The organism is Methanogenium cariaci JCM 10550 (genome assembly GCF_001315945.1).
Taxonomy (GTDB): domain Archaea; phylum Halobacteriota; class Methanomicrobia; order Methanomicrobiales; family Methanomicrobiaceae; genus Methanogenium; species Methanogenium cariaci.
The window spans coordinates 162252-180673 of record NZ_BBBG01000001.1 but is presented as its reverse complement, the minus strand read 5'-3'; the positions used below and the strand labels follow the sequence as shown (position 1 = coordinate 180673).

26 protein-coding genes are annotated in these 18422 nt (G+C 54.2%); 8 read left to right on the top strand and 18 right to left on the bottom strand.

The genetic code is table 11. The features are described 5' to 3' along the window. A complete protein-coding gene (locus JCM10550_RS01145) occupies positions 1-2352 on the bottom strand; it encodes a type I restriction endonuclease subunit R (RefSeq protein ID WP_218185075.1) in 2352 nt (783 codons plus the stop codon). A gap of 17 nt (positions 2353-2369) precedes the next feature. Here JCM10550_RS01145 and JCM10550_RS24070 point away from each other — a divergent pair, with 17 nt between their 5' ends. Next, positions 2370-2492, top strand: coding sequence for a hypothetical protein (locus JCM10550_RS24070; protein WP_281175200.1), 123 nt, complete (start codon positions 2370-2372; stop codon positions 2490-2492). 627 nt (positions 2493-3119) lie between these two features. On the opposite strand, the gene JCM10550_RS01140 is transcribed toward JCM10550_RS24070, so the two are convergent. The 3 genes from JCM10550_RS01140 to JCM10550_RS17850 all read right to left on the bottom strand — a co-directional run bounded on the left by JCM10550_RS01140 (position 3120) and on the right by JCM10550_RS17850 (position 5390). Next, positions 3120-4622 carry an ATP-binding protein gene (locus JCM10550_RS01140; RefSeq protein WP_062396397.1) on the bottom strand — a complete coding sequence of 501 codons (1503 nt, stop codon included), beginning with the start codon at positions 4620-4622 and terminating at the stop codon, positions 3120-3122. Beyond that, positions 4619-4891, bottom strand: a complete 273-nt coding sequence (locus tag JCM10550_RS01135) for a restriction endonuclease subunit S (RefSeq protein WP_218185074.1) — start codon at positions 4889-4891, stop codon at positions 4619-4621. Before JCM10550_RS01135 ends, JCM10550_RS01140 begins: the two co-directional genes overlap by 4 nt. Before the next feature lie 127 nt (positions 4892-5018). After that, a complete protein-coding gene (locus tag JCM10550_RS17850) occupies positions 5019-5390 on the bottom strand; it encodes a hypothetical protein (protein WP_245618571.1) in 372 nt (123 codons plus the stop codon). Between JCM10550_RS17850 and JCM10550_RS21290 the strand changes: the two genes are divergently transcribed. Then, on the top strand, positions 5379-5657 hold the full coding sequence (locus JCM10550_RS21290; protein WP_245618570.1) for a hypothetical protein: 279 nt from the start codon (positions 5379-5381) through the stop codon (positions 5655-5657). The genes JCM10550_RS17850 and JCM10550_RS21290 overlap by 12 nt on opposite strands. 425 nt (positions 5658-6082) lie before the next feature. On the opposite strand, the gene JCM10550_RS20215 is transcribed toward JCM10550_RS21290, so the two are convergent. The 9 genes from JCM10550_RS20215 to JCM10550_RS01095 form a co-directional block, all read right to left on the bottom strand. Beyond that, positions 6083-6349, bottom strand: a complete 267-nt coding sequence (locus tag JCM10550_RS20215; RefSeq protein WP_218185073.1) for a hypothetical protein — start codon at positions 6347-6349, stop codon at positions 6083-6085. Then, positions 6321-7571, bottom strand: coding sequence for a class I SAM-dependent DNA methyltransferase (locus JCM10550_RS20210; RefSeq protein ID WP_218185072.1), 1251 nt, complete (start codon positions 7569-7571; stop codon positions 6321-6323). Before JCM10550_RS20210 ends, JCM10550_RS20215 begins: the two co-directional genes overlap by 29 nt. Beyond that, entirely contained in the window at positions 7568-8065 is a 498-nt protein-coding gene (locus JCM10550_RS20205) for a type I restriction-modification system subunit M N-terminal domain-containing protein (protein WP_218185071.1), read from the bottom strand. Before JCM10550_RS20205 ends, JCM10550_RS20210 begins: the two co-directional genes overlap by 4 nt. Positions 8066-9014: 949 nt before the next feature. Continuing rightward, positions 9015-9437 carry a hypothetical protein gene (locus JCM10550_RS01110; protein ID WP_062396389.1) on the bottom strand — a complete coding sequence of 141 codons (423 nt, stop codon included), beginning with the start codon at positions 9435-9437 and terminating at the stop codon, positions 9015-9017. Between the two features lie 271 nt (positions 9438-9708). Then, the gene (locus JCM10550_RS17840) at positions 9709-9885 is read right to left on the bottom strand and encodes a hypothetical protein (RefSeq protein ID WP_157199802.1); all 177 of its coding nucleotides are present in this window, start codon (positions 9883-9885) and stop codon (positions 9709-9711) included. Next, complete coding sequence (locus tag JCM10550_RS01105; protein WP_062396388.1) at positions 9885-10190, bottom strand: nucleoside triphosphate pyrophosphohydrolase; 306 nt, start codon at positions 10188-10190, stop codon at positions 9885-9887. Before JCM10550_RS01105 ends, JCM10550_RS17840 begins: the two co-directional genes overlap by 1 nt. 72 nt (positions 10191-10262) lie before the next feature. Continuing rightward, the gene (locus JCM10550_RS01100) at positions 10263-11390 is read right to left on the bottom strand and encodes a COG1361 S-layer family protein (protein ID WP_157199801.1); all 1128 of its coding nucleotides are present in this window, start codon (positions 11388-11390) and stop codon (positions 10263-10265) included. Continuing rightward, positions 11342-11908 carry an LPXTG cell wall anchor domain-containing protein gene (locus JCM10550_RS20005; RefSeq protein WP_175020528.1) on the bottom strand — a complete coding sequence of 189 codons (567 nt, stop codon included), beginning with the start codon at positions 11906-11908 and terminating at the stop codon, positions 11342-11344. Before JCM10550_RS20005 ends, JCM10550_RS01100 begins: the two co-directional genes overlap by 49 nt. After that, the gene (locus JCM10550_RS01095; protein ID WP_175020527.1) at positions 11905-12951 is read right to left on the bottom strand and encodes a COG1361 S-layer family protein; all 1047 of its coding nucleotides are present in this window, start codon (positions 12949-12951) and stop codon (positions 11905-11907) included. The genes JCM10550_RS20005 and JCM10550_RS01095 overlap by 4 nt, the downstream gene beginning before the upstream one ends. Before the next feature lie 235 nt (positions 12952-13186). Between JCM10550_RS01095 and JCM10550_RS21285 the strand changes: the two genes are divergently transcribed. The 5 genes from JCM10550_RS21285 to JCM10550_RS21265 all read left to right on the top strand — a co-directional run bounded on the left by JCM10550_RS21285 (position 13187) and on the right by JCM10550_RS21265 (position 15499). Continuing rightward, positions 13187-13858, top strand: a complete 672-nt coding sequence (locus JCM10550_RS21285) for a hypothetical protein (RefSeq protein WP_245618569.1) — start codon at positions 13187-13189, stop codon at positions 13856-13858. Continuing rightward, positions 13840-14028 (top strand): hypothetical protein, encoded by a 189-nt coding sequence (locus tag JCM10550_RS21280; RefSeq protein WP_062396385.1) that lies wholly within the window; start codon positions 13840-13842, stop codon positions 14026-14028. The genes JCM10550_RS21285 and JCM10550_RS21280 overlap by 19 nt, the downstream gene beginning before the upstream one ends. After that, positions 13991-14194, top strand: a complete 204-nt coding sequence (locus JCM10550_RS21275; RefSeq protein WP_245618568.1) for an MMPL family transporter — start codon at positions 13991-13993, stop codon at positions 14192-14194. The genes JCM10550_RS21280 and JCM10550_RS21275 overlap by 38 nt, the downstream gene beginning before the upstream one ends. Beyond that, a complete protein-coding gene (locus tag JCM10550_RS21270; RefSeq protein ID WP_062396384.1) occupies positions 14191-14586 on the top strand; it encodes a hypothetical protein in 396 nt (131 codons plus the stop codon). Before JCM10550_RS21275 ends, JCM10550_RS21270 begins: the two co-directional genes overlap by 4 nt. 271 nt (positions 14587-14857) lie before the next feature. Then, entirely contained in the window at positions 14858-15499 is a 642-nt protein-coding gene (locus JCM10550_RS21265; RefSeq protein WP_062396383.1) for an MMPL family transporter, read from the top strand. A gap of 32 nt (positions 15500-15531) precedes the next feature. Here the strand turns inward: JCM10550_RS21265 and JCM10550_RS01070 are convergent, their stop codons facing one another. The 5 genes from JCM10550_RS01070 to JCM10550_RS01060 all read right to left on the bottom strand — a co-directional run bounded on the left by JCM10550_RS01070 (position 15532) and on the right by JCM10550_RS01060 (position 17886). Beyond that, positions 15532-16455 carry an HD domain-containing protein gene (locus JCM10550_RS01070; protein ID WP_172673724.1) on the bottom strand — a complete coding sequence of 308 codons (924 nt, stop codon included), beginning with the start codon at positions 16453-16455 and terminating at the stop codon, positions 15532-15534. Positions 16456-16468: 13 nt separating this feature from the next. Continuing rightward, positions 16469-16591: a hypothetical protein gene (locus tag JCM10550_RS24065; RefSeq protein ID WP_281175199.1), complete on the bottom strand. Its 123-nt coding sequence runs from the start codon at positions 16589-16591 to the stop codon at positions 16469-16471. A gap of 69 nt (positions 16592-16660) precedes the next feature. Continuing rightward, positions 16661-17125: a hypothetical protein gene (locus tag JCM10550_RS01065; RefSeq protein ID WP_245618567.1), complete on the bottom strand. Its 465-nt coding sequence runs from the start codon at positions 17123-17125 to the stop codon at positions 16661-16663. After that, entirely contained in the window at positions 17016-17357 is a 342-nt protein-coding gene (locus JCM10550_RS21260; RefSeq protein WP_245618566.1) for a hypothetical protein, read from the bottom strand. The genes JCM10550_RS01065 and JCM10550_RS21260 overlap by 110 nt, the downstream gene beginning before the upstream one ends. A 7-nt stretch (positions 17358-17364) precedes the next feature. Next, positions 17365-17886 (bottom strand): DJ-1/PfpI family protein, encoded by a 522-nt coding sequence (locus JCM10550_RS01060; RefSeq protein ID WP_062396380.1) that lies wholly within the window; start codon positions 17884-17886, stop codon positions 17365-17367. Positions 17887-18096: 210 nt separating this feature from the next. On the opposite strand from JCM10550_RS01060, the gene JCM10550_RS01055 reads away from it, so the two are divergent. Further along, complete coding sequence (locus JCM10550_RS01055) at positions 18097-18417, top strand: PaaI family thioesterase (RefSeq protein ID WP_245618565.1); 321 nt, start codon at positions 18097-18099, stop codon at positions 18415-18417. The last annotated feature ends 5 nt before the right edge of the window (positions 18418-18422 follow it).

The following is an 18422-nucleotide window of genomic DNA, read 5'->3' as shown; positions in this document are numbered from 1 at the left end:
TTACTTCAAGGATGCCCTTTGAGAGGTCGTCTTCTTGTGGGGGGCCGGAAGCTTTGGCACTAGGAAGGTGAGGAATATTGAGAGCTTCTCCCACCCCCCTGCGTTGTTGTATGGCAGAACCGATGCGAGGAATCCATATGTCCGGGTGAACGCCTTGGCCTTGCTCTTGAAGTCAACCTGACCGTCCTCGTCAAGCTGTTCCCGGTAGATGACAACACAGGCATCAAGGATTGGGTCAAGCTTGTCACGGTCTGCCCCGCTGAGGTAGAGTGTCACGAGATTCTCGATCTCCGAATCTGCGTAAACCTGGTAACTGTCAAGGTCTGCCTTCAGATCGTGGAGTTTGTCGGGATCGGTCTCTTCACTCAGGACGGTTGTGCGGTAGTAATCTGCAAATGCCAACTGAATCTGATCGGTGTCGTTCATGAAGTCAAGGACGAAGACGTCATGCTTCTTCGGGTGCGCCCGATTGAGGCGTGACAGCGTCTGAACCGCCTTGATCCCGGATAACTGCTTGTCTACATACATCGTGTGTAGCAGCGGTTCATCATACCCGGTCTGAAATTTGTCAGCGCAGATCAGGAAACGGTATGGGTCGGTCTGGATTTTATCCGCAATGCTGTTTGATGGAAAACCGTTGAGTGACGCCTCGGTGACTTTCATCCCGCCATACTCATGCTCACCTGAAAATGCGACGATGGCCTGATACGGGCTCTTGCGCTCAATGAGATAGTCCCGGATTGTACAGAAATACTGTATGGCCCGTTCGATGCCGCTGGTGACGACCATCGCCCGTGCCTGTCCACCGATCTTGTTGAGTGCCAGTACCTGCTCATGGAAGTGATCCACCATAATCTCGGCCTTGAGACGAACCGCATGATCATGACTTTCCACATAGCAGCGCAGTTTTTTCTGTGCTTTTTTGGTGTCGAATTCCGGATCGCCCTCCGCTGTTTTGACCAGTCGGTAATAGCTGTTCACCGGTGTGTAATTCTTGAGGACGTCCAGAATAAATCCTTCCTGTATCGCCTGCTTCATGGTGTAGCTGTGGAAGGGCACATGTTTTACCGTACCATCCGTCTGCGGTAGCGGTTCGCCAAAGATCTCAAGGGTCTTGTTCTTGGGTGTGGCGGTGAAAGCGAAATAACTGGCATTGGTGAGGAGCTTTTTTCCGTCCATCAGCCGGTTGATGATGTCCTCTGTTGTCTCGCCGTCCTCTGTTGCACCCGCTTCAGAGAGAGACAGCGAAAGCGCTGCGGAGGTCTTGCCACCCTGGCTTGAGTGTGCCTCATCGATGATGATTGCAAAGCGTCGTCCCCGCGGTTCATTGCCAATTTCGTTCAGAATGAATGGGAACTTCTGCACTGTTGTGATGATGATCTTCTTGCCGCTCTCGATGAACCGGCGCAGGTCGCCGGAGTCCTTCGCATGACCCACGACCGCTTTCACCTGTGCAAAATGTTTGATGGTGTCGCGGATCTGCTGATCGAGGAGACGCCGGTCGGTCACCACGATGATAGATTCAAAGACCTCGGTTTCGTTTTTCTGAAGACGAATCAACTGATAAGCAAGCCATGCGATGGAGTTTGATTTACCGCTGCCCGCCGAGTGTTGGATGAGATAACGCCTACCGGCACCATGCTCTTGTGCATCAGTTAGAAGCCTGCGAACCACATCGAGCTGGTGGAAACGTGGCCATATCTGATCCGCCTTTTTCTTCCCGGTTTTTTCATCTTTGGTCTCTACAATCTGTGCATAGTTCTCAAGGATATCGGTCAGTCCACGACGGGTGAGGATCTGTTTCCAGAGGAAGTCAGTCTTGAGCCCGCTCGGATTGGGAGGGTTGCCTGCACCGTCGTTCCAGCCCTTGTTAAAGGGTAAAAACCACGAACCTTTGCCTTTCAGGTGGGTGCAGAAGCGCACTTCATGCTCGTCCAATGCGAAATGCACTACACAGCGACCGAACTCAAAGAGTTTTTCCCGCGGGTCGCGGTCACGCTGGTACTGATGAATCGCATCCTCAACCGTCTGCTTGGTAAGAGTGTTTTTCAGTTCAAACGTGACGACAGGGAGTCCATTGATAAAGAGAACCATGTCAAGAGAAAGCTGCGTCTCGTCGCGGCTGTAGCGGAGCTGCCGGGTTACGCTGAAGCGGTTTGCGTCGTAGCGTTCTTTTGCAACAGTGTTGCCCGACGACGGCGTGCCGTAGAAGAGATCGATATGGTGCCGCCCGTGATCAATCCCACGGCGCAGCACATCGATGCTGCCCCGCCTGCTGATTTCGCCCTGCAGTCGTGCGAGAAACTTCCGCCTGGTCGGCCCGTCCTCATCGAGGGCGAGGCTCTCTGCCACCCCCCCGGTTGGGTTGTATGAAGGAAGGCCCCGAACTGGACGAGGTCAATGCAGTATTCGCGATCATAGTCGGTGGGTTTCCCACAGATCCAGCCCGCACCATAGACAGCGGGGGGGCGTTCCCCGACCTGACCCTCTGAACCTCCGCCCGAATCACAGGGTGCACCGGTAAGGGCTGTGCAGATCAACCGTTCGAGCCCATTTTCGGTGGTGTCCGTGGTCACTGTATCCCCTCTGTCAGCCAGCCATCAGCAAATCCATTATGTTTAGACTTGCCTTGCAGGAAATTAAGGATTTGGCTATGATTTTGTATTTCATTCGTCAAAGGACCTTCCGCTACTTATCAAAGGATTTATCTGCCCGAAACAGGAGTTTAAGCCCTTCTATTCGCGGATATCAGCATTCATGACGCTACCTCCGGACAGGAAATCAGCAAGTACCCGTCAAGTAGCCATCAAGCAAATTGTTACGAGTACATATCAGTTAATTTTCAGAAATACACAAAATATCGAGTTCTTGCCGAAAGCAAAGATCAGCAGGAAAGGGATTTGTCAAACACCCGTCAAGCAAATTGATACGAGCACATATCGGTTAATTTTCAAAAATACACAAAATATTAGGTTCTTGCCGAAAGCAAAGATCAGCAGGAAAGGGATTTGTCAAACACCCGTCAAACAAACTTTGGGAGCGTATTTCCGTGCATATTTTGAAAAAACGAGATATTGCAGATGTATCATAACCTCATTGACACTTCGATGAGGGACTGATCAAGCATCTCCTGCGTCTGGTGCTGCCCACCAGGGGGGGACATATTTCATGATCTTTGAGCCTGCCGTCGGATCGTAAGGGACAATTTTTCCCATGCCTAATGCCTCTTTGATATATCGGGAAGCTGTTGCACTGTTCTTCGGTGCAATTCCAAACCGCTCACGTAGAGAGCTATTCGTCAAATATTCCCGGTTCACATATTTCAGGCAGGCATGAAGGTAACAGGCCCGCACGCGATCCGCCTTGTCCATCCTGGTAAGCGGACGAGGGGCGAAGAGTATCGTTCGTGTTGTCTCACCTGCCATTTCAAAGAGGGGAGCAGGGAGTTGGTAGAACTCCGTCTGGAACACCACCTTGTCAATACCGCTCCCCCCCCGCTCTTCACAGATGCCCATGCGCCGCATCAGGGATGCCAAGGTTTCGTTCCGCGACTTCGGGGGGGAGGTATCAAGGAATCGTTCGGTTGCTACCAACGGCTTTCCCGGATTGCTGATCTCCATGCGATCGTCGAATATCTCTACCATCGGGCCGCTACCGGTGAGGAAGAAATCCTGATGGATCAACGCGTTCACCACCAGTTCACGCACAGCCAGCTCGGGATACACAGGGACGGTCTTACGCAGGGCTTGTTTAATCTCTTCATTGGAAGGTAAGAGATTGTTGATGGCGGCGATCAGTTCTTCAAAACCGCTCGCGTAGCCCTTGTCATTCATCTGCTCCTTAATTGTCTCAATACGGCTGTTGCCACGATAGCAAATAATTCGCATCGCCTTTCTCCGAAGTGACCGGAAGTCGCTCAAACGTTTGGCAAACAGTATTGCGCCAAGGTTTGTGATGTTCCAGCCACCTGCATCGGCTGCCACAATAATTTCATCGTCTGCCAGTGCGTGCAGGACTCCTTCACGGCTTTCCGGCAGCGGAAGATCCATCAGGTCGAAGTAGGCGGGATAATCAAGCAGCTTCAGGACGTCTCCATCCGCAATCCGTTCTGCTGCGATACCGTCCTCAAAGGGTGTCTGATCAAAGATGCGCCATAGTGCCCGTTCTTTTTCGGGAAAGTCCCTGAGTTTCTTTTTGTAGGAGCCCACCCGGATGAACTCCTGGTTTTGGAACTGTACCGGATGACGGAAGGCCCGTTCAATCTCCAGCAGAACGACCTGTTTCCCATCAACATTCACCTCAAAAAACGAAAGTTGATTCTGGGGGGATAACAGACGCAGCAGCCAGTTTTCCAGTTCTTCATTACCAACTTTGGCCATCCGGGGGGGAGAGAAGGTGGTGCCGACGATAGCCTGTGTCCCATCCTCAATACCCCCCCAGACAAGATACCCAAACGCCTTGCCATTCAAAGCAGCGGCGTTGGACAGTGCAGAGATGTATTCGCCAATTTTCTGCGGGTCGTAATTATTTACTTTGAACTCGGCCCATTCGGTCTCATGCGGCAGTTTGCGTAGCTCGTTGACCAGTCCAATGAGATATTCAGCAGGGTGAATGATGGTCATACTTCACGGACCTCCCCCCCCTGTTCATCCCCCCCATACTCCTCACCGGACCCGGATCCTTTGTCATCATAACCGTCATCACCTTTATCCAGTGCTTCACACGCATCGATCTGCCCAAGGCCGTCGTCCTCGTCGGGCAGGTTCGCCGCCGCCTCACGGACATCAAGTTTGCCGGTGACAACGTCTGCAATGAGGCGGGTGCGGTATTCGCGGAGGAGGGCGATTTCGCGGTATGCTCTTTCAATTTCAGAAAGGATTGAATGCATCATTTTATTGATGTGCGTCATAATTGTCTGTTGCTCCGTGAGTGGAGGCAATGTGAAAACAATATTCTTCATCCTATTAAGACCAAGGTCTTGGTTAGTTGCTCCCCCCCGGGTAAACAGCTGGGCTTGCTCATAGCAGAGGGGGTGAATTTAGCACGGTTGCCAAGAACTCTGGAATGATTTTCGACTGAATTATTTTCAATACAGCAACATGTACCCAGACTTGAAAACGAAACTCCAAGTCAACAACTCGCGCAACACCTGTTGTTCCTCCCTTTGTATACAAAACATCACCAATTTCAGGGACAACACGCTTGCTGAAATCAGCATAGTCTTGCTCAGAGATGAATTTTGCATCATCGAGTTTCCAGTGATCCACCCTAATATTTCTAGCTGACAGAAATGGAATGCCCTTATCTAAGTAGTTAGGAGAATGGTGAGGACCATCGACTGCTCGGCTGATTACCCGTCGAAGTGTAACGACATCCCAATGCTCCGGCACATCCCCCCCCAGCCACTCCACACCGGAGGGCTTGAGGCGGACGTCCGGGTCGAGGCCGCGGGTGACAGCCTGATGGATGACGGCCTGCTTCTCCTCCTCCAAGAGCTTGATCAGCTTCTGTTTGGCGTGGATGGAGCGCCGGATGCGGTTGTCGGCGTAGTCGAGGAAGCGGACGATGGCGGTTTGTTCGGGGGGGAGAGGGGGGGGACTATTGCTTTCCGTGACTTTATGTTACCCCCCAGTAATGAGGGGGGCTGTGCATTCTGATTCGTAAGAGAGGCGAGATCTACCACATTCAATAGAAGAGGCAAGAAAGCAGGCAGAATCGACTTTGACAACGGATCGATTATCAAAACGTTATCAGTAATCCACGCTTCTCGGGGGGGAGTTACGTTTACAGCTCCAGCAGTACCAACTCTTCCAACGACAACATGCTGCTCTTTTGAATTGAAACGAGAACAACGACCGATGATACCATTTGCTCCAAACACAGGATAGTGTCCAATCACATCTTTGTCAGCAGGCGGCGCTTCACCACTCCTGATTACAACAAGATATCGCAGCGAGACAACCACCCAATGCTCCGGCACATCCCCCAGCCATTCCACACCAGAATCCTTATATGAGGAATAGGGTTTCAGCTCCTGAATCATACCGGCACACCCGTCATCGTAGTCCATCCCCCGACAATCTCATCCAATAACCCCCTCGCCCTCTTTCCTCACCGCAAGAATATCGGCCCGGATCTCCTCCAGACTCCGCATGGGTTTGGGCTTGTAGAAATACCGCGTGAAGCTGATCTCGTAGCCGGTCTTCACACTTTCTTCGGTATACCAGGCATCCGGGGGGGCGTAGGGCAGCACCTCGCGACGGAGGAATGCTTCAATGCCGCCTTCTTCAAGAAGGGGCACCTGCTCCGTGTCACGGAGATCAGAATTGGGTTCGTACTCGACGACCACAGGCTTGCCGTTGATCGTTGTTTCGAACAGGCCGCGGATCGGATCGGGGGGCCGTGCCCTTCTTGTGAATTTTTTTAATTACCGGCGGTGCGGTCTCGCTGCGTTCACAGGTCTCTTTGAGCGCCTTGATCTCCTTTGCTTTGTAGACGCGGTCACAGTCTCCTTCGATACCTTTGAGCCGCAGCGGCCGCTCCACCGTAACCTTCTGGTAACCGAATGCAGCGTTCTCGAATATTTTGCTCTCTTCCGTCTCCTCAAATGCAAGGAACGTGTCACAAATTCGTGTGCAGTCCTCTTCCGACAGATGACAGTTCTTCTTGCCCAGATTCTTCCGGAGCGGCTTGTACCATTTGGTGGCGTCGATGAGCTGCACCTTGCCTCTGCGGTGTTCGGGCTTGCGGTTGGTGAGCACCCAGATGTAGGTCGCAATGCCGGTGTTATAGAACATATTGAGCGGCAGTGCGACGATCGCCTCGAGCCAGTCGTTTTCGATGATCCAGCGGCGGATGTTGCTCTCGCCCTGACCGGCATCGCCGGTAAAGAGTGAACTGCCGTTGTGAACCTCGGCGATACGGCTGCCGAGTCGGGACTCATGCTTCATCTTGGAGAGCATGTTTGCGAGGAAAAGCATCTGGCCGTCCGAGGAACGGGTGATAAGGGAGTATTCAGGATCACCGTTATGCTCAATCACAAAGCGGGGGGGATCTCTGAGACCGGTCTTCCCGCCCATACGCTCAAGGTCGCTCTTCCAGCTCTTGCCATAGGGCGGGTTGCTGAGCATGAAGTCAAACTCATGCGAAGGGAACGCATCGTTTGACAGGGTCGAATACTCAGGGCCACCGACGATGTTGTCGGCCGCCTCACCCTCACCTTTGAGGAGCATGTCAGCCTTCGCGATGGCATAGGTCTCGGCGTTGATCTCCTGCCCGTAGAGATGGGTAGCCACCTGCTTGCCCTGTTCTTCGGCAAGGTCATGCAACGTTTCTTCAGCCACCGTCAGCATCCCGCCGGTTCCGCAGGCGCCGTCGTAGAGCAGATACGTACCGGACGCAATCTCGTCTGCAATCGGGAGAAAGATCAGCCGTGCCATGAGCTTCACCGCATCGCGGGGGGGAGTCCAGTGTTCACCGGCCTCCTCATTGTTCTCCTCATTGAACCGGCGAACCAGCTCCTCGAACACGGTACCGACTGCGTGATTATCAAGTCCGGGGGGGTATTTCACCGACCGTCACCGTTAAGCACAGGGTTTGGACTCAGATTAATCTCCGGGGGGGAAAGTAATTTCTCAATCAGTGTGCCAAGGGCATCGGCCTTGGAAAGGCGGGGGGGAATTTGATTGCGGAACTCAAACTTCTCAAGGATATCCTGCACATTGGGCGAGAAGCCGTCAAGATATGCCTCAAAATCGGCTTTGAGCTGCTGCTGGTTTGCACGGCTCTTCAGGTCATGGAGCGTGAACTTTGAAGTATTATAGAATGCCTGCCTGGCTGCCTGTCGTAATGCCGCGTCCTGGTGCACGACTCCGGCCTTGTCAAGCGAGATTTTCATGTCGAGAACCTCCATTTTCGTCGGCTCCAGCACCACGTCAAGACGGCGGAGAACCGTCATTGGCAGGATGACGTCGCGATACTTCCCGCGTACGTAGAGATCACGTAGCACGTCGTCCGCGATTCCCCAGATGAAATTCGTTATCCAGTTGAGTTGATGTGTTTGCATTTCAGATTCTCTCACAAATTCCCTTCGACAATGTCAGGTCCCGGTTCATGCATTGACGATATGTGGGGGGGTATTAAGGGAAAATTGAACAGCTACACGCTTCAACCTTTGCAAAATCAGATTGATCTGCTCCGGATAAGTGCTGCCCGGAATAAAACAGAGAATGAACCGGCAGCCGCCAGGGCGGCCCTCCCTCATCCCGTCCCCCCCTACATCCATTATCCTCAACCCATGTCCACACCGGCCCGGAGAACATTTCATCTTTTCATCCGGTTTTCACCCACAAAGTGAAAACACAGAGGCCAAAAATAGTGCCCGGACTGGTGCGTATTCTTCTCAATACGTATAGTATAGAGATATATGTACAGATAGGAAGGGATATTTTCACGCGTCCGGGGGAACATTCAGCACATCTGATCATTTTGCGGGTATGTGTCTGCGTCCCTGTGATTCCGGGATGAGTGAAAACGAAGAGACGGATGCAATATGCACGTCAAAACGACCATTTTTTGGCATTAAACGGGCGACATGCCCATATTTCCCAGAAATGATAATCAAAGAAACCATGTGAAAAGGTGAAAGAACACCGGCAGAATATGGGTGACGGGGCCACCCTTTTTTATTCACGTGACAGGTAAATCGGGGGGGCAGATCCACCATATTTTCGGTTCATAGTTACAACCCCCCCGAAAAACACGGGCTTAGTGCCACTCGTTTGCTCAGATATCAATTCATTACAGACTATTAAGGGGTCTCTATTAGCGGATGTTTAGGGAGGACGTATGGGTTGTCTCAACGAAGAACTGCCCACTCCGGGCTGCTGTGCGGACATTTTTTCCGGGACACAAACCGTCCATAGCAGAGCCGCATTTCACGAATAAAGCAGGCATAATACTCAGAAAAATAGTCGAGGGCAGGTGAATGGAACGATCAGATGATCAAAAATCGTTCAGACCGTCACCACTTCATCTGCAATGAGAACGCTATGACTATCATCTATTATCTGAACCTGCCATGTTCCCGGTGAAAGGGGGGGCTTTGGGTACAGCAAACCCGCATCCCATGTGCTGTCATCCCCGATTCGTGAGTAGGCATTTGTGATGTAATATTGTCCGTTGATATCGGATGATAAGGAAAAACAAAACAGTTCTGTGCCCGGAGTTATTCTCTGACCGTGCATGGTGACGGACTGGACAGCCTCATGTGACACGCCATCCGGATCAATGAGCATGAATCTGGTATCACCAATACCGCTATTCGTCCCTTCCTCATATTTCAACCCGAGTTCATTTCCGGAGAGAAAATGAATTTTTATTGAATCCGCATCCCAGGTGTCCGTCGCTGAGAGTGCAGGTAACACTTCTACATCCACAACGGCATACTGGGACGATAGTTTTCTATGGGACTATCCGATCCAAAACCCATCAGATACCCAAACATGACACCGACGAATGCCACCAGAATAAATACCATCAAAATGGTTCCGATACTCTCGGACACCCCCCCGTCATCCATCCTACTCTACTTGATAATTCGACCGGATATATGCTTAGATCATTACCTGCCGTCCGAAAAACGGGGAAACAATCTCTGAGAAAGGATTCGGCGTGCATATTCAGTGAAACAGGAGCGAAGGATAAAAGTCATTCATCCTCCACAGAATGATCCCCCCCCTCTCCACAGGTGCACAGCAGCATCCGCCGTTCAGGATTCAACTCCGCATCCTCATCTGCCTCTGCCCCCCCCTCCGCATCTCTGAATACCTCTGCATCTTCAGCATTTTTTGCATCAGCTTCCATCCCTTCTTCTTCAACAGACATCAGCACCAGATTCCCGGCAAACCCACCCGTTCGAGAGCCTTCTTCTTCCGGAGGTGTTCCAGTTCATCCGGGGAGACGCCCCCCCGGAGTTCGGCCACCCGGTAACATACCTCTATCAGGTCGGCGAGCTCTTCCGGCTCCTTTGATTCGAGATATTCCTTCAGCTCCTCGATGAGCTTGTATTCAAGATACCTGAGAAACGTCGGATCATCACAGGTCTCTACTTCACATCCCGTTCCCTGCGAGCGGATGATCGCAGGGATGCGGTCGCGGACTGCCTTATCATATCTTTGTTTTTGAATCATTCCAGCCAGATAAAAAAAACGAAATTATATCCCAATCCCCCCCTCACCGCACACGATGCAAAAATCCTGCCCTTACCGCATCTTCCGCCTGCCGACATACAGATAGTATCCCGCCAGGAGCACCACACCCACCATCACTACAAGGGAGACCGGATTCAGCAGTGCATCTCTGATTGGGTTGCCCGCCTTCCCGTCCAGCTGCAGCACAATCTGGTCGGAAAGAATCAACGTATCCCGTGCGTCCCGGTACTTGACCTCCGTATTCAGACCATACGGGACTTCAAGGGCCCCCCCGGATGCAAGCGAAATCGTGAAATCGGCAGTCTTCGTCTCGTTGGGTGCCATATCGCCGAGAAGAGCCGTATCCACCGACGCAGTCAGGGGGGGTTTGCTTGGCACAATCCGTGCCCGTGCGTCATACGCCGGTGCATCACCGGTATTCTGGAATGTCACCCGGATGGACTCTGTTTCACCGGGCACGATTGCAATGGGGGGGCCGGAGACAATAGCAAAGGACGCCCCCTCACCAACAGGGATGCCCGTTCTCTCGGAGACCGACTGCTGCGGTTCGCCGTCTTCATCGGTGTAAAGAATCATGACCTCCTCCGGATAGGTGCCCGCACCGACCGCGTCATCCACATACGCAGAAAAGGTCACATTCACCACCTCACCCGGAGCAAAGTCACCGATGTAGACTCCGCCGTCCACCTGCCGGAAGACACCGGATATACCACTCAGTTCAGCAGCAGAGGCAGTGCCTTTCGCATACCCGATATTCTTCAGGGAGACCGTAATACTCCCGACCTGACCGGGATTGAGATTCTCTGCCCTGAGAGAAAGAATCTCCGGCTTCACCTCACCTTTAATCCGCACCGGCACTTCCAGCGGGACGGTCTTCTCTTCGTAGGTATACTGCCACTCACCGGAGGGGGGGAGCATGTGCTGGGCCGCCGCATAGTGATAACCGGCGTTGACGCGGAGCGTATACATCCCCCCCGCCGGGGCATTCTCATCCACATGGGCATACGCCGTAAACGACCGGCTCACTCCTGCCGGAATGTCCCCGATAAGATACGGTTCCGACTGCACCGAGAGGGGGGGCACCTCCCCGGCATCAAGCCCGGCAACCGTACCCAGTGCAGTGGTCGGGTTCATCGTAAAGGGCGTATATTCCAGTTCCCGGAGGACTTCGGTATCCACTCCCTGATTCTCGACGACAAAGTCCAGTTGGATATCCGTGCCCGGAGAGAACTCATTCGTTCCCAGAAGCGTCGCATAGAGCGAGGGTTCACTCCGGAGAAACCCCCCCTCACCCGCACCGCAGACCGGGCCAAAGAGTGCACAGACCAAAAGCCCCCCGCAAGAATACCGCACCAGACGGCCCGCCCGATCCCCCCCGTGTTTGTCCTGCCCGCCCCCCCGGAAGGAGACAGGATACGCTCGCGCCTCACGGCCCCCTGCCTTCCGTTCTGCTGTTTCCTGCGGTAGAGCCAGAAGCCGCCTCCGGCAACAACCAGCAGACCGACGAGTGCAACAAGGTAGGTCGGAGTATTATCCGCCGGCTGGACATCGACGATGACCTTCACCGTGTCGGAGACATAATTGTTGTTCAGGGCATCGTTGTAGCGGATCTCCGAGTCCAGCGAATAGGTCTTGATGGTCGCATCCTTATTCACCTCAACCCGGTAGACCGCCTCTGCCGACTCTCCCGGTTTCAAATCACCGAGATAGACGTTGGAATCACTGCTGGAAAAAGGGTCAACGACACTAATTCTGCCTGTGCCTGATACGCGGTGGCAGCACCCGTATTCCGATAGGTCACATGAATGAGATTCTCTTTCCCGACGGTGGCCACCGCAGGCTCACTCACCGCAGCAAAGGTAATTTTGCCGAGGAAATCCACGCCGATCAGCACCGGACTGGTCATGGCATCCTGTCCCTCGTAGTCCTTGTAGAGACCGAAGACCGTAAGCGGGTAGTGCTGAGTCTCATCCGCATCCTTTGATACCGATACCTTCACCCGCGGGGGGGTAATGGTCTCTCCTGCGGCAAAGTTTCCGATATAGATATTCCCCTCGACCGGGGGGGTGAGCGGGCCCTTTCCGCCCGGTTCAATATAGAGGGCGAAATGAGCCGCGTCATCGCTGCCCGTGTTTTTCACGCTCATCGTGACATAGCCCTCGCCCCCGGCATTCAGGTCAGAGGACTGCACATCCGTGATCGCAAGGATAACCGACGGGGGGGTCACGACCACCGTCACCGGAATCTCTTCCGTGACCGTCTTGAAATGGTAGGTGATCGCGTCCTGTCCCGACTGGTCATACGACTGCATATACTCATACTCCACCCGTGCCGTCAGCGTATAGGTAGCGGAGGCGGCATCCGCCGGGACGTGGATATCAAAGGTGGCCTTCTCCACGATCCCTGACGGAAGAATGCCGAGCACCTGCGTGTCAGACTTCACCGTTACCGGGGGGGCATTCCCCGGCAGAAGACTCACCTTCACCGAGCGTGCCGTATTGGGCAGATAATCGGGAGTCAGATAGCCTAACTGGACCAGTTTCATATCAATCAGCCCCCCCCGGTTTTCAATGAGAAGGGGCAGTTGGGCATCTTCATCAGGACTGAACTGATTGCTCCCGGATACCGAGACTGATATGACCGGGCCTTCGGTGAAGAATTTTTCTCCCGCAAGGCCGGGCGATACTACCAGTGCCAGCATGAGAAGACCGGCAGTCACAAAGAGATATCGTGATTTCATTAATATACACCAGCGTTTACCGGAACAACTCATCTTGTCAGAACAAAACCATCCGTTCCGGTACTAACTATATTATACGGTTTCTTTAAACATATTTACATAGAGGGAGCCGGATTCAGAGGATTCTTTTAAGGACAAATCAGGATCATACTATTATTCGGGTTTCCCTGCTCCGGACAGATACCTGCCTGACATCTGATCCCGGACAATATCTGCCGGGAACACACACAGGACGGTGCACAACATCACAATCAGCATTCCTTCAGTATACAGCAGCCTTGGAGGGGGGGCCATACACCGGCACTACCTACCGGTGCTTGCCGTCATGGTCGCCCTTTTTGTCGCCGGAATCTTTGTTGCAACCGGCATTCAGTTCGAGTCATCATCCGACCAGTACCTGGACAAATCCACCCCCCCCGCGGGCATACGCTATGACCAGTACAATGAACAGTTTGTCTCCGACACCTACATCCTGCTCATCCAGACCGCAGACCCGGCGGACGACACCCTGCTGCAGAACCTGTTGATACTGGAAGAGGAAATAAAACGCCTCGAATATGTGACCGAGACCAACTCGCTCGCCGATGTCCTGAAAAAAGTGAACGGCGGCGTGATGCCGCAGAACCCGGAAGTAAAAGCAGAGATCCTGTCACTGCTGCCCGCGGAACTGAGGGACACTTTCATCCCTGACAGCCAGACGGGACTCTTATACGTCTCAATCAAACAGGGTATCTCAACCGATGTCTCCCAGACCATTCTCCCCCCCAATCTGGAAACCCTTACCAGCGAAGCCGACCTGCCGCCCGGCACCGTCATTGATGTGACCGGCGCCACTCCCTACAGTGTCGAACTCCAGAATGACATGGTCAAGTCAGGGTGGTGCTCATCGTGGGCGCACTCATCCTGATGGCAATCGTGCTCTTCATCCTCTTCTCCAATATGCGCCACTGGTTCCTCCCGCTCCTCATCCTCATGTTTGGTCTGGTCTACACCTTCGCCATGCTGAGTCTCTTCGGAGTGAAGATCAATAACGGCGCCATTGCCTCGTTCCCCCCATTCTTCTCGGCTGGGCATTGACTATGCCGTCCAGTTTCACGCACGCTTTGATGAGGAACGGCGGGAAGGGGCAACAATGGAGACGGCCACACGCGATACCCTGAAGAATACCGGGCCTGCCGTACTCCTCGCGATGCTGGCGACCTCGATGGGATTTCTCGCCATGTTCATCTCCCGGTGCCGATGATCAAGACCTTTGCCATCGTCTCCATCATCGGGGGGGTCACCTGCTGTTACCTGACCGCCCTCTTCGGGTTCCCCGCCCTTGCCACACTCTTCGGGTATATCCCGAAAAAAGGAAAACCGACCCTGATGATGCGGGTAATGAACCACTACACGCATTTTCTGGAGGGGCTGGTCGCACGCGTCTCTGCCAACGCCATCCCGGTGCTCATCATTGCCGCGGTCATCGCCTTTGCCGGCATATCGCTTGACCCCCCCTCCATTCCCATCGACACCGACACCAAATCCATGGCACCGGCAGACCTTCCGGCACAGATTGCGCTTGACAAGGTGCAGGACGTCCGGGGTTCGGTCACCCCCCCGTTCCCCCCCTCTATATCCGGGGGGACGACCTGAAAAGCATCGATGCCATCCAGTGGATTGACACCTTCAGCACCCGGGCCGTCTCGGATCATGACGAAATAACAAAAGCGGACAGTATCGCCTCGCTCGTGCGCAAACAGAACAATGGCCTGATACCGGACACACAGGCACCCTGAACGCCGTCCTTGCCGCAATTCCCGACGCAAAGAAAGACCCCTATCTGGAGGGCGACAACGAAGCGGTCATCTCCTTTACCACGCTCATCCTCACCATCGATGAACAGAACGAATTAAAAAAGCAGGTCATGGAAGATGCAATCTGGTCGGAACCCCCCCCGCCCCCCCACATCGAGGTATATCCCACCGGCGACTTTGACCTCTACACCAACCTGATGGACATGATCTCATCCAGCAAAGAGGCGATGACCAACCTCGGGTTTGTGCTGATATTCCTCTTCTTAATTCTCGCCTACCGGAGAATCTATGCCATCACCCCCCCGGTGGTCCCGATCATCTGTATCGTCGGCTGGAATGCCATCGCCATGATCCTTATTGGCCTGCACTACAACCCGATCAGTGCCTGTCTGGGGTCAATGACCATCGGCGTGGCGGCGGAGTATACGATTCTCGTCATGGAACGCTTCACCGAAGAGAAGGAACTCGCCGACGACCCGTCGGACGCAATCCGGACATCAGTGCAGAAAATAGGTTCTGCGGTGACCGTCTCCGGCCTCGTGACGGCAGGCGGATTTTCCGCACTCATGCTCTCGGTCTTCCCCATTGTATCCAGTTTTGGTCTCTCCACCGTGATTGCGGTCTTGTTCTCACTGGTGGGCGCAGTCGTGATCATGCCCGCGGTGCTGACCCTGATGGTGGATGTGGAGAAGAAACTCAAAAAAGGAAAAACCGACAGTCATCCCGGTGCCTCTGCAGGCAACCAAAGATAACCGGAACAACATATGAGAGAATCGTATCCGACCTAACACCACTGGGAAAGATCAGACGGTCCCTTCTCTTTTGCAACAGGTGCGGAAGGCGCATGTGCCTCCGGAACGCTTTCCGATACAGCCGATGGTGCAGGGTAGCGGTATACCGGTCCCTTTAACCGTGAACCAAACCGCCCCTCTCCCGGATGGGTATCCTCCACATCTGAAGCCACCTCGTGGAGGAGGGCACTCGTGTTGTCCGCCTGATGGACAGCCCATGCCTCCACCGTCTGGGGTTTCGGGTCGCTGTAGATGCCGTGATGGGTCTGGACGATATGAAGCAGATGGCTCAGATCCTGCCCGTCCACCGTCATCTCTTCTGCCGCCTGTTCAATGATGGAGATGCCCGGACTGATATGGCCGAGAAGAGAATACGTGGGAAGCTGACAGAAGGAGAAACCCTGTTCGGCAAAACAGACCGCCTTTCCCACATCATGGAGCAGGGCTCCTGCCACCGCGACATCCCGGTCAGCGGAGATACCCTCCGCACCGACAAGGAAGGCCTCCGTGTAGCGAACCACCTCAAGTGTGTGTTCGGCAAGCCCTCCGCGGTAGGCATGGTGCTTCGCCCGTGCGGCGGGGGGGACAGAGAAAAAGGCGTCATGCGTTGCAAAGACCCGCTCCACCAGCGCACGCAGCCCCGGACGGCCAATACCGGCTGCCATCCGAAGAAGTTCGTCACGGTTCCGGGCGCAGTCAGCAGGAGAGAAGACAAAGTCGCCGGGGGGGTCAAGCGAGGCATGGTCCGCAGGGCCCTGAATGAGATGATCGATGCCATCGTTGACGTTCATCTGCAATTCGTTGTTGTAGACCTGGGCCTTCCCGACGACCCGGTGAACCATTCCCTCACGGATGGCAGCAGAGGCCTCTTTCACCAGAAAGTTCAGGCTCTTTTTTCCCCATATTTTGCATGCCATCTCACCCGTTGCATCACTGATGGTGCAGGTGATATACTGCCCCCTTACTTCCTTCCCGGATCTCAGCATTGCTGATGACAAAGAGTGCATCAACCTGATCCCTGTCTGCGACTGACTGAATCGTATCCTTCTTCATAACTCGACTATCCCTGTGTATCCTTCAGTATCTCTCTTCGTTATTCGGGGCGATGCCCAAACCGTATCTTCATGAGCCTTTCAGCATGGCAAAACCGGTCGTGCCGCCGACCCGCGAGTCCGGCTGGTCCTCCCAGTGTATGGGCACTTCCGTTACCACAAACCCCCCCTGTCGCCTCATCTGCCAGAGGAGTTCCACGTCAAACTCAAACCCCCCCGGTGATTGCACCGACGGCAAAACCGCCTGCACCGCCGCTGTCCGGAACACCTTCGCCCCCCCGCACTGGGTGTCCTGATACGGCAGGGCAAAAAAGAGCCGGACAAAGAGGTTGAAGAGCCGGCTTTGCACCTGCCGTCCCATGCTCTGCCGGACGGGCACACAGGCACCTTTTATCCAGCGTGAGCCGATGGCCCCCCCGTCTGCATCAATGAGAGCGGCAAAGAGGTGTCTCATCTCCGGGACGGTCGTCGAACCGTCGGCATCCATAAACCCGACATACGGGGGGGTATTTGCATGCGTCAGACCGGCGACCACCCCCCCCGCCCTTGCCCAGACGCTCTTCGTATTCCCGGCATTCCAGTTGGCACGACGGGTGGGCACGGGAAAAGGCAGAGACAACACCCGGAGTATTGTCATCCCCGTCACAGACGACGATGACCGGTCCCCCCCGGTATGCGGCAAGCCCGTCCAGTAATCCCCCCCCGATTCGGCCCGCTTCATTGTAGGCCGGGATTACAATGGTGCAGTCCTCTTCACTGACCGTCATATGCAGGTCAGCAGGAGAGTGCGGAGATAATTTCTTCGGCAAAGGCAGCCGCGGCAAGCGGGCCGTTTGCCGTAATGATAGTGCCGTCCACCACGACCGGGATGTCGGTGAAGACGGCACCCTTATCGGCAAACGACTTTTCCGAGAGACGGGTCTTAAAGACCGTGGCCTGCCGCCCCCCCTCAAGGATGCCTGCATAGGCGAAAACAACCGGTGCAAGGCAGATGGCCGCCACCACGTCACCGTCCTCATACATCGTTTTGACAAGGGCCCGCAGGTCTCTGTCCGCCCAGAGATATTCAGCAGCACCGGGACCACCGACGATCACGATACCATCATAGAGAGACGCATCCGTCTCTTTAATGGACCGGGTCACCTCAACCGTCTCTCCCAGCATGCCCATGCAGGACCCCCCCGGCTGATCAGTGGCCACATCATAGGCAATGCCCGCTTCGGCAAAGACCCGTGCAGGGATCAAAAATTCCTCATCCCTGAACTTTTCGTGTGCGATGACCATGAGCAGTTTCATACTGTTAGGTCGGTATCACAGGTTCATTAAATCTGCGCAGGCAATGAAAACAAAAAAGCCCAATGCATAAGGGGGAAAGACTACAGACATACCAATGAATGAGTTATCTCGAAGAAGTCTCCCTGAAAGGCCGGGATGCCAACCCCCCCTTCTTTAAAATGATGGGGGATTGATATCGTATCCTACGCTGAGGGACAGGCAGTCCTCACCATGGACGTCCGGCCCGATATGCTGAACGGCGGCGGATGGTTACAGGGCGGGGGGGTATATGCCGCCCTTGCAGACGAGGCGATGGCCCTTGCCCTTTTCACCGCCCTGAAAGAAGACGAGATCATTGCGACGATCAGTGAGACCACGTCATTCTACCGGGGGGGAGTGCGGGACGGCACCGTTGAAGCGGAGGCTACCGTTGTCCGGAAGGGCAGAAAAGTCGCCTTCACCAAAGGGGGGGTGGTCCGGCGGCCGGGAAAAGACGGGGGGGAGATACTGGCCGAGTCCTCGGCCTCTTTTACCGTGATAGCGCACCAATAATCCAA

Excerpts from the sequence above, each read along its gene's own strand:
- JCM10550_RS24070 (WP_281175200.1), top strand. The coding sequence starts at position 2,370 with ATGAAGGAAGGCCCCGAACTGGACGAGGTCAATGCAGTATTCGCGATC.
- JCM10550_RS01140 (WP_062396397.1), bottom strand. The coding sequence starts at position 4,622 with ATGACCATCATTCACCCTGCTGAATATCTCATTGGACTGGTCAACGAG.
- JCM10550_RS01135 (WP_218185074.1), bottom strand. The coding sequence starts at position 4,891 with ATGATGCATTCAATCCTTTCTGAAATTGAAAGAGCATACCGCGAAATC.
- JCM10550_RS21290 (WP_245618570.1), top strand. The coding sequence starts at position 5,379 with ATGCTCCGGCACATCCCCCCCCAGCCACTCCACACCGGAGGGCTTGAG.
- JCM10550_RS20205 (WP_218185071.1), bottom strand. The coding sequence starts at position 8,065 with ATGCAAACACATCAACTCAACTGGATAACGAATTTCATCTGGGGAATC.
- JCM10550_RS17840 (WP_157199802.1), bottom strand. The coding sequence starts at position 9,885 with ATGTCTGTTGAAGAAGAAGGGATGGAAGCTGATGCAAAAAATGCTGAA.
- JCM10550_RS01105 (WP_062396388.1), bottom strand. The coding sequence starts at position 10,190 with ATGATTCAAAAACAAAGATATGATAAGGCAGTCCGCGACCGCATCCCT.
- JCM10550_RS01095 (WP_175020527.1), bottom strand. The coding sequence starts at position 12,951 with ATGAAATCACGATATCTCTTTGTGACTGCCGGTCTTCTCATGCTGGCA.
- JCM10550_RS21270 (WP_062396384.1), top strand. The coding sequence starts at position 14,191 with ATGATCAAGACCTTTGCCATCGTCTCCATCATCGGGGGGGTCACCTGC.
- JCM10550_RS21265 (WP_062396383.1), top strand. The coding sequence starts at position 14,858 with ATGGAAGATGCAATCTGGTCGGAACCCCCCCCGCCCCCCCACATCGAG.
- JCM10550_RS01070 (WP_172673724.1), bottom strand. The coding sequence starts at position 16,455 with ATGGCATGCAAAATATGGGGAAAAAAGAGCCTGAACTTTCTGGTGAAA.
- JCM10550_RS24065 (WP_281175199.1), bottom strand. The coding sequence starts at position 16,591 with ATGAAGAAGGATACGATTCAGTCAGTCGCAGACAGGGATCAGGTTGAT.
- JCM10550_RS21260 (WP_245618566.1), bottom strand. The coding sequence starts at position 17,357 with ATGACGGTCAGTGAAGAGGACTGCACCATTGTAATCCCGGCCTACAAT.
- JCM10550_RS01060 (WP_062396380.1), bottom strand. The coding sequence starts at position 17,886 with ATGAAACTGCTCATGGTCATCGCACACGAAAAGTTCAGGGATGAGGAA.
- JCM10550_RS01055 (WP_245618565.1), top strand. The coding sequence starts at position 18,097 with ATGGACGTCCGGCCCGATATGCTGAACGGCGGCGGATGGTTACAGGGC.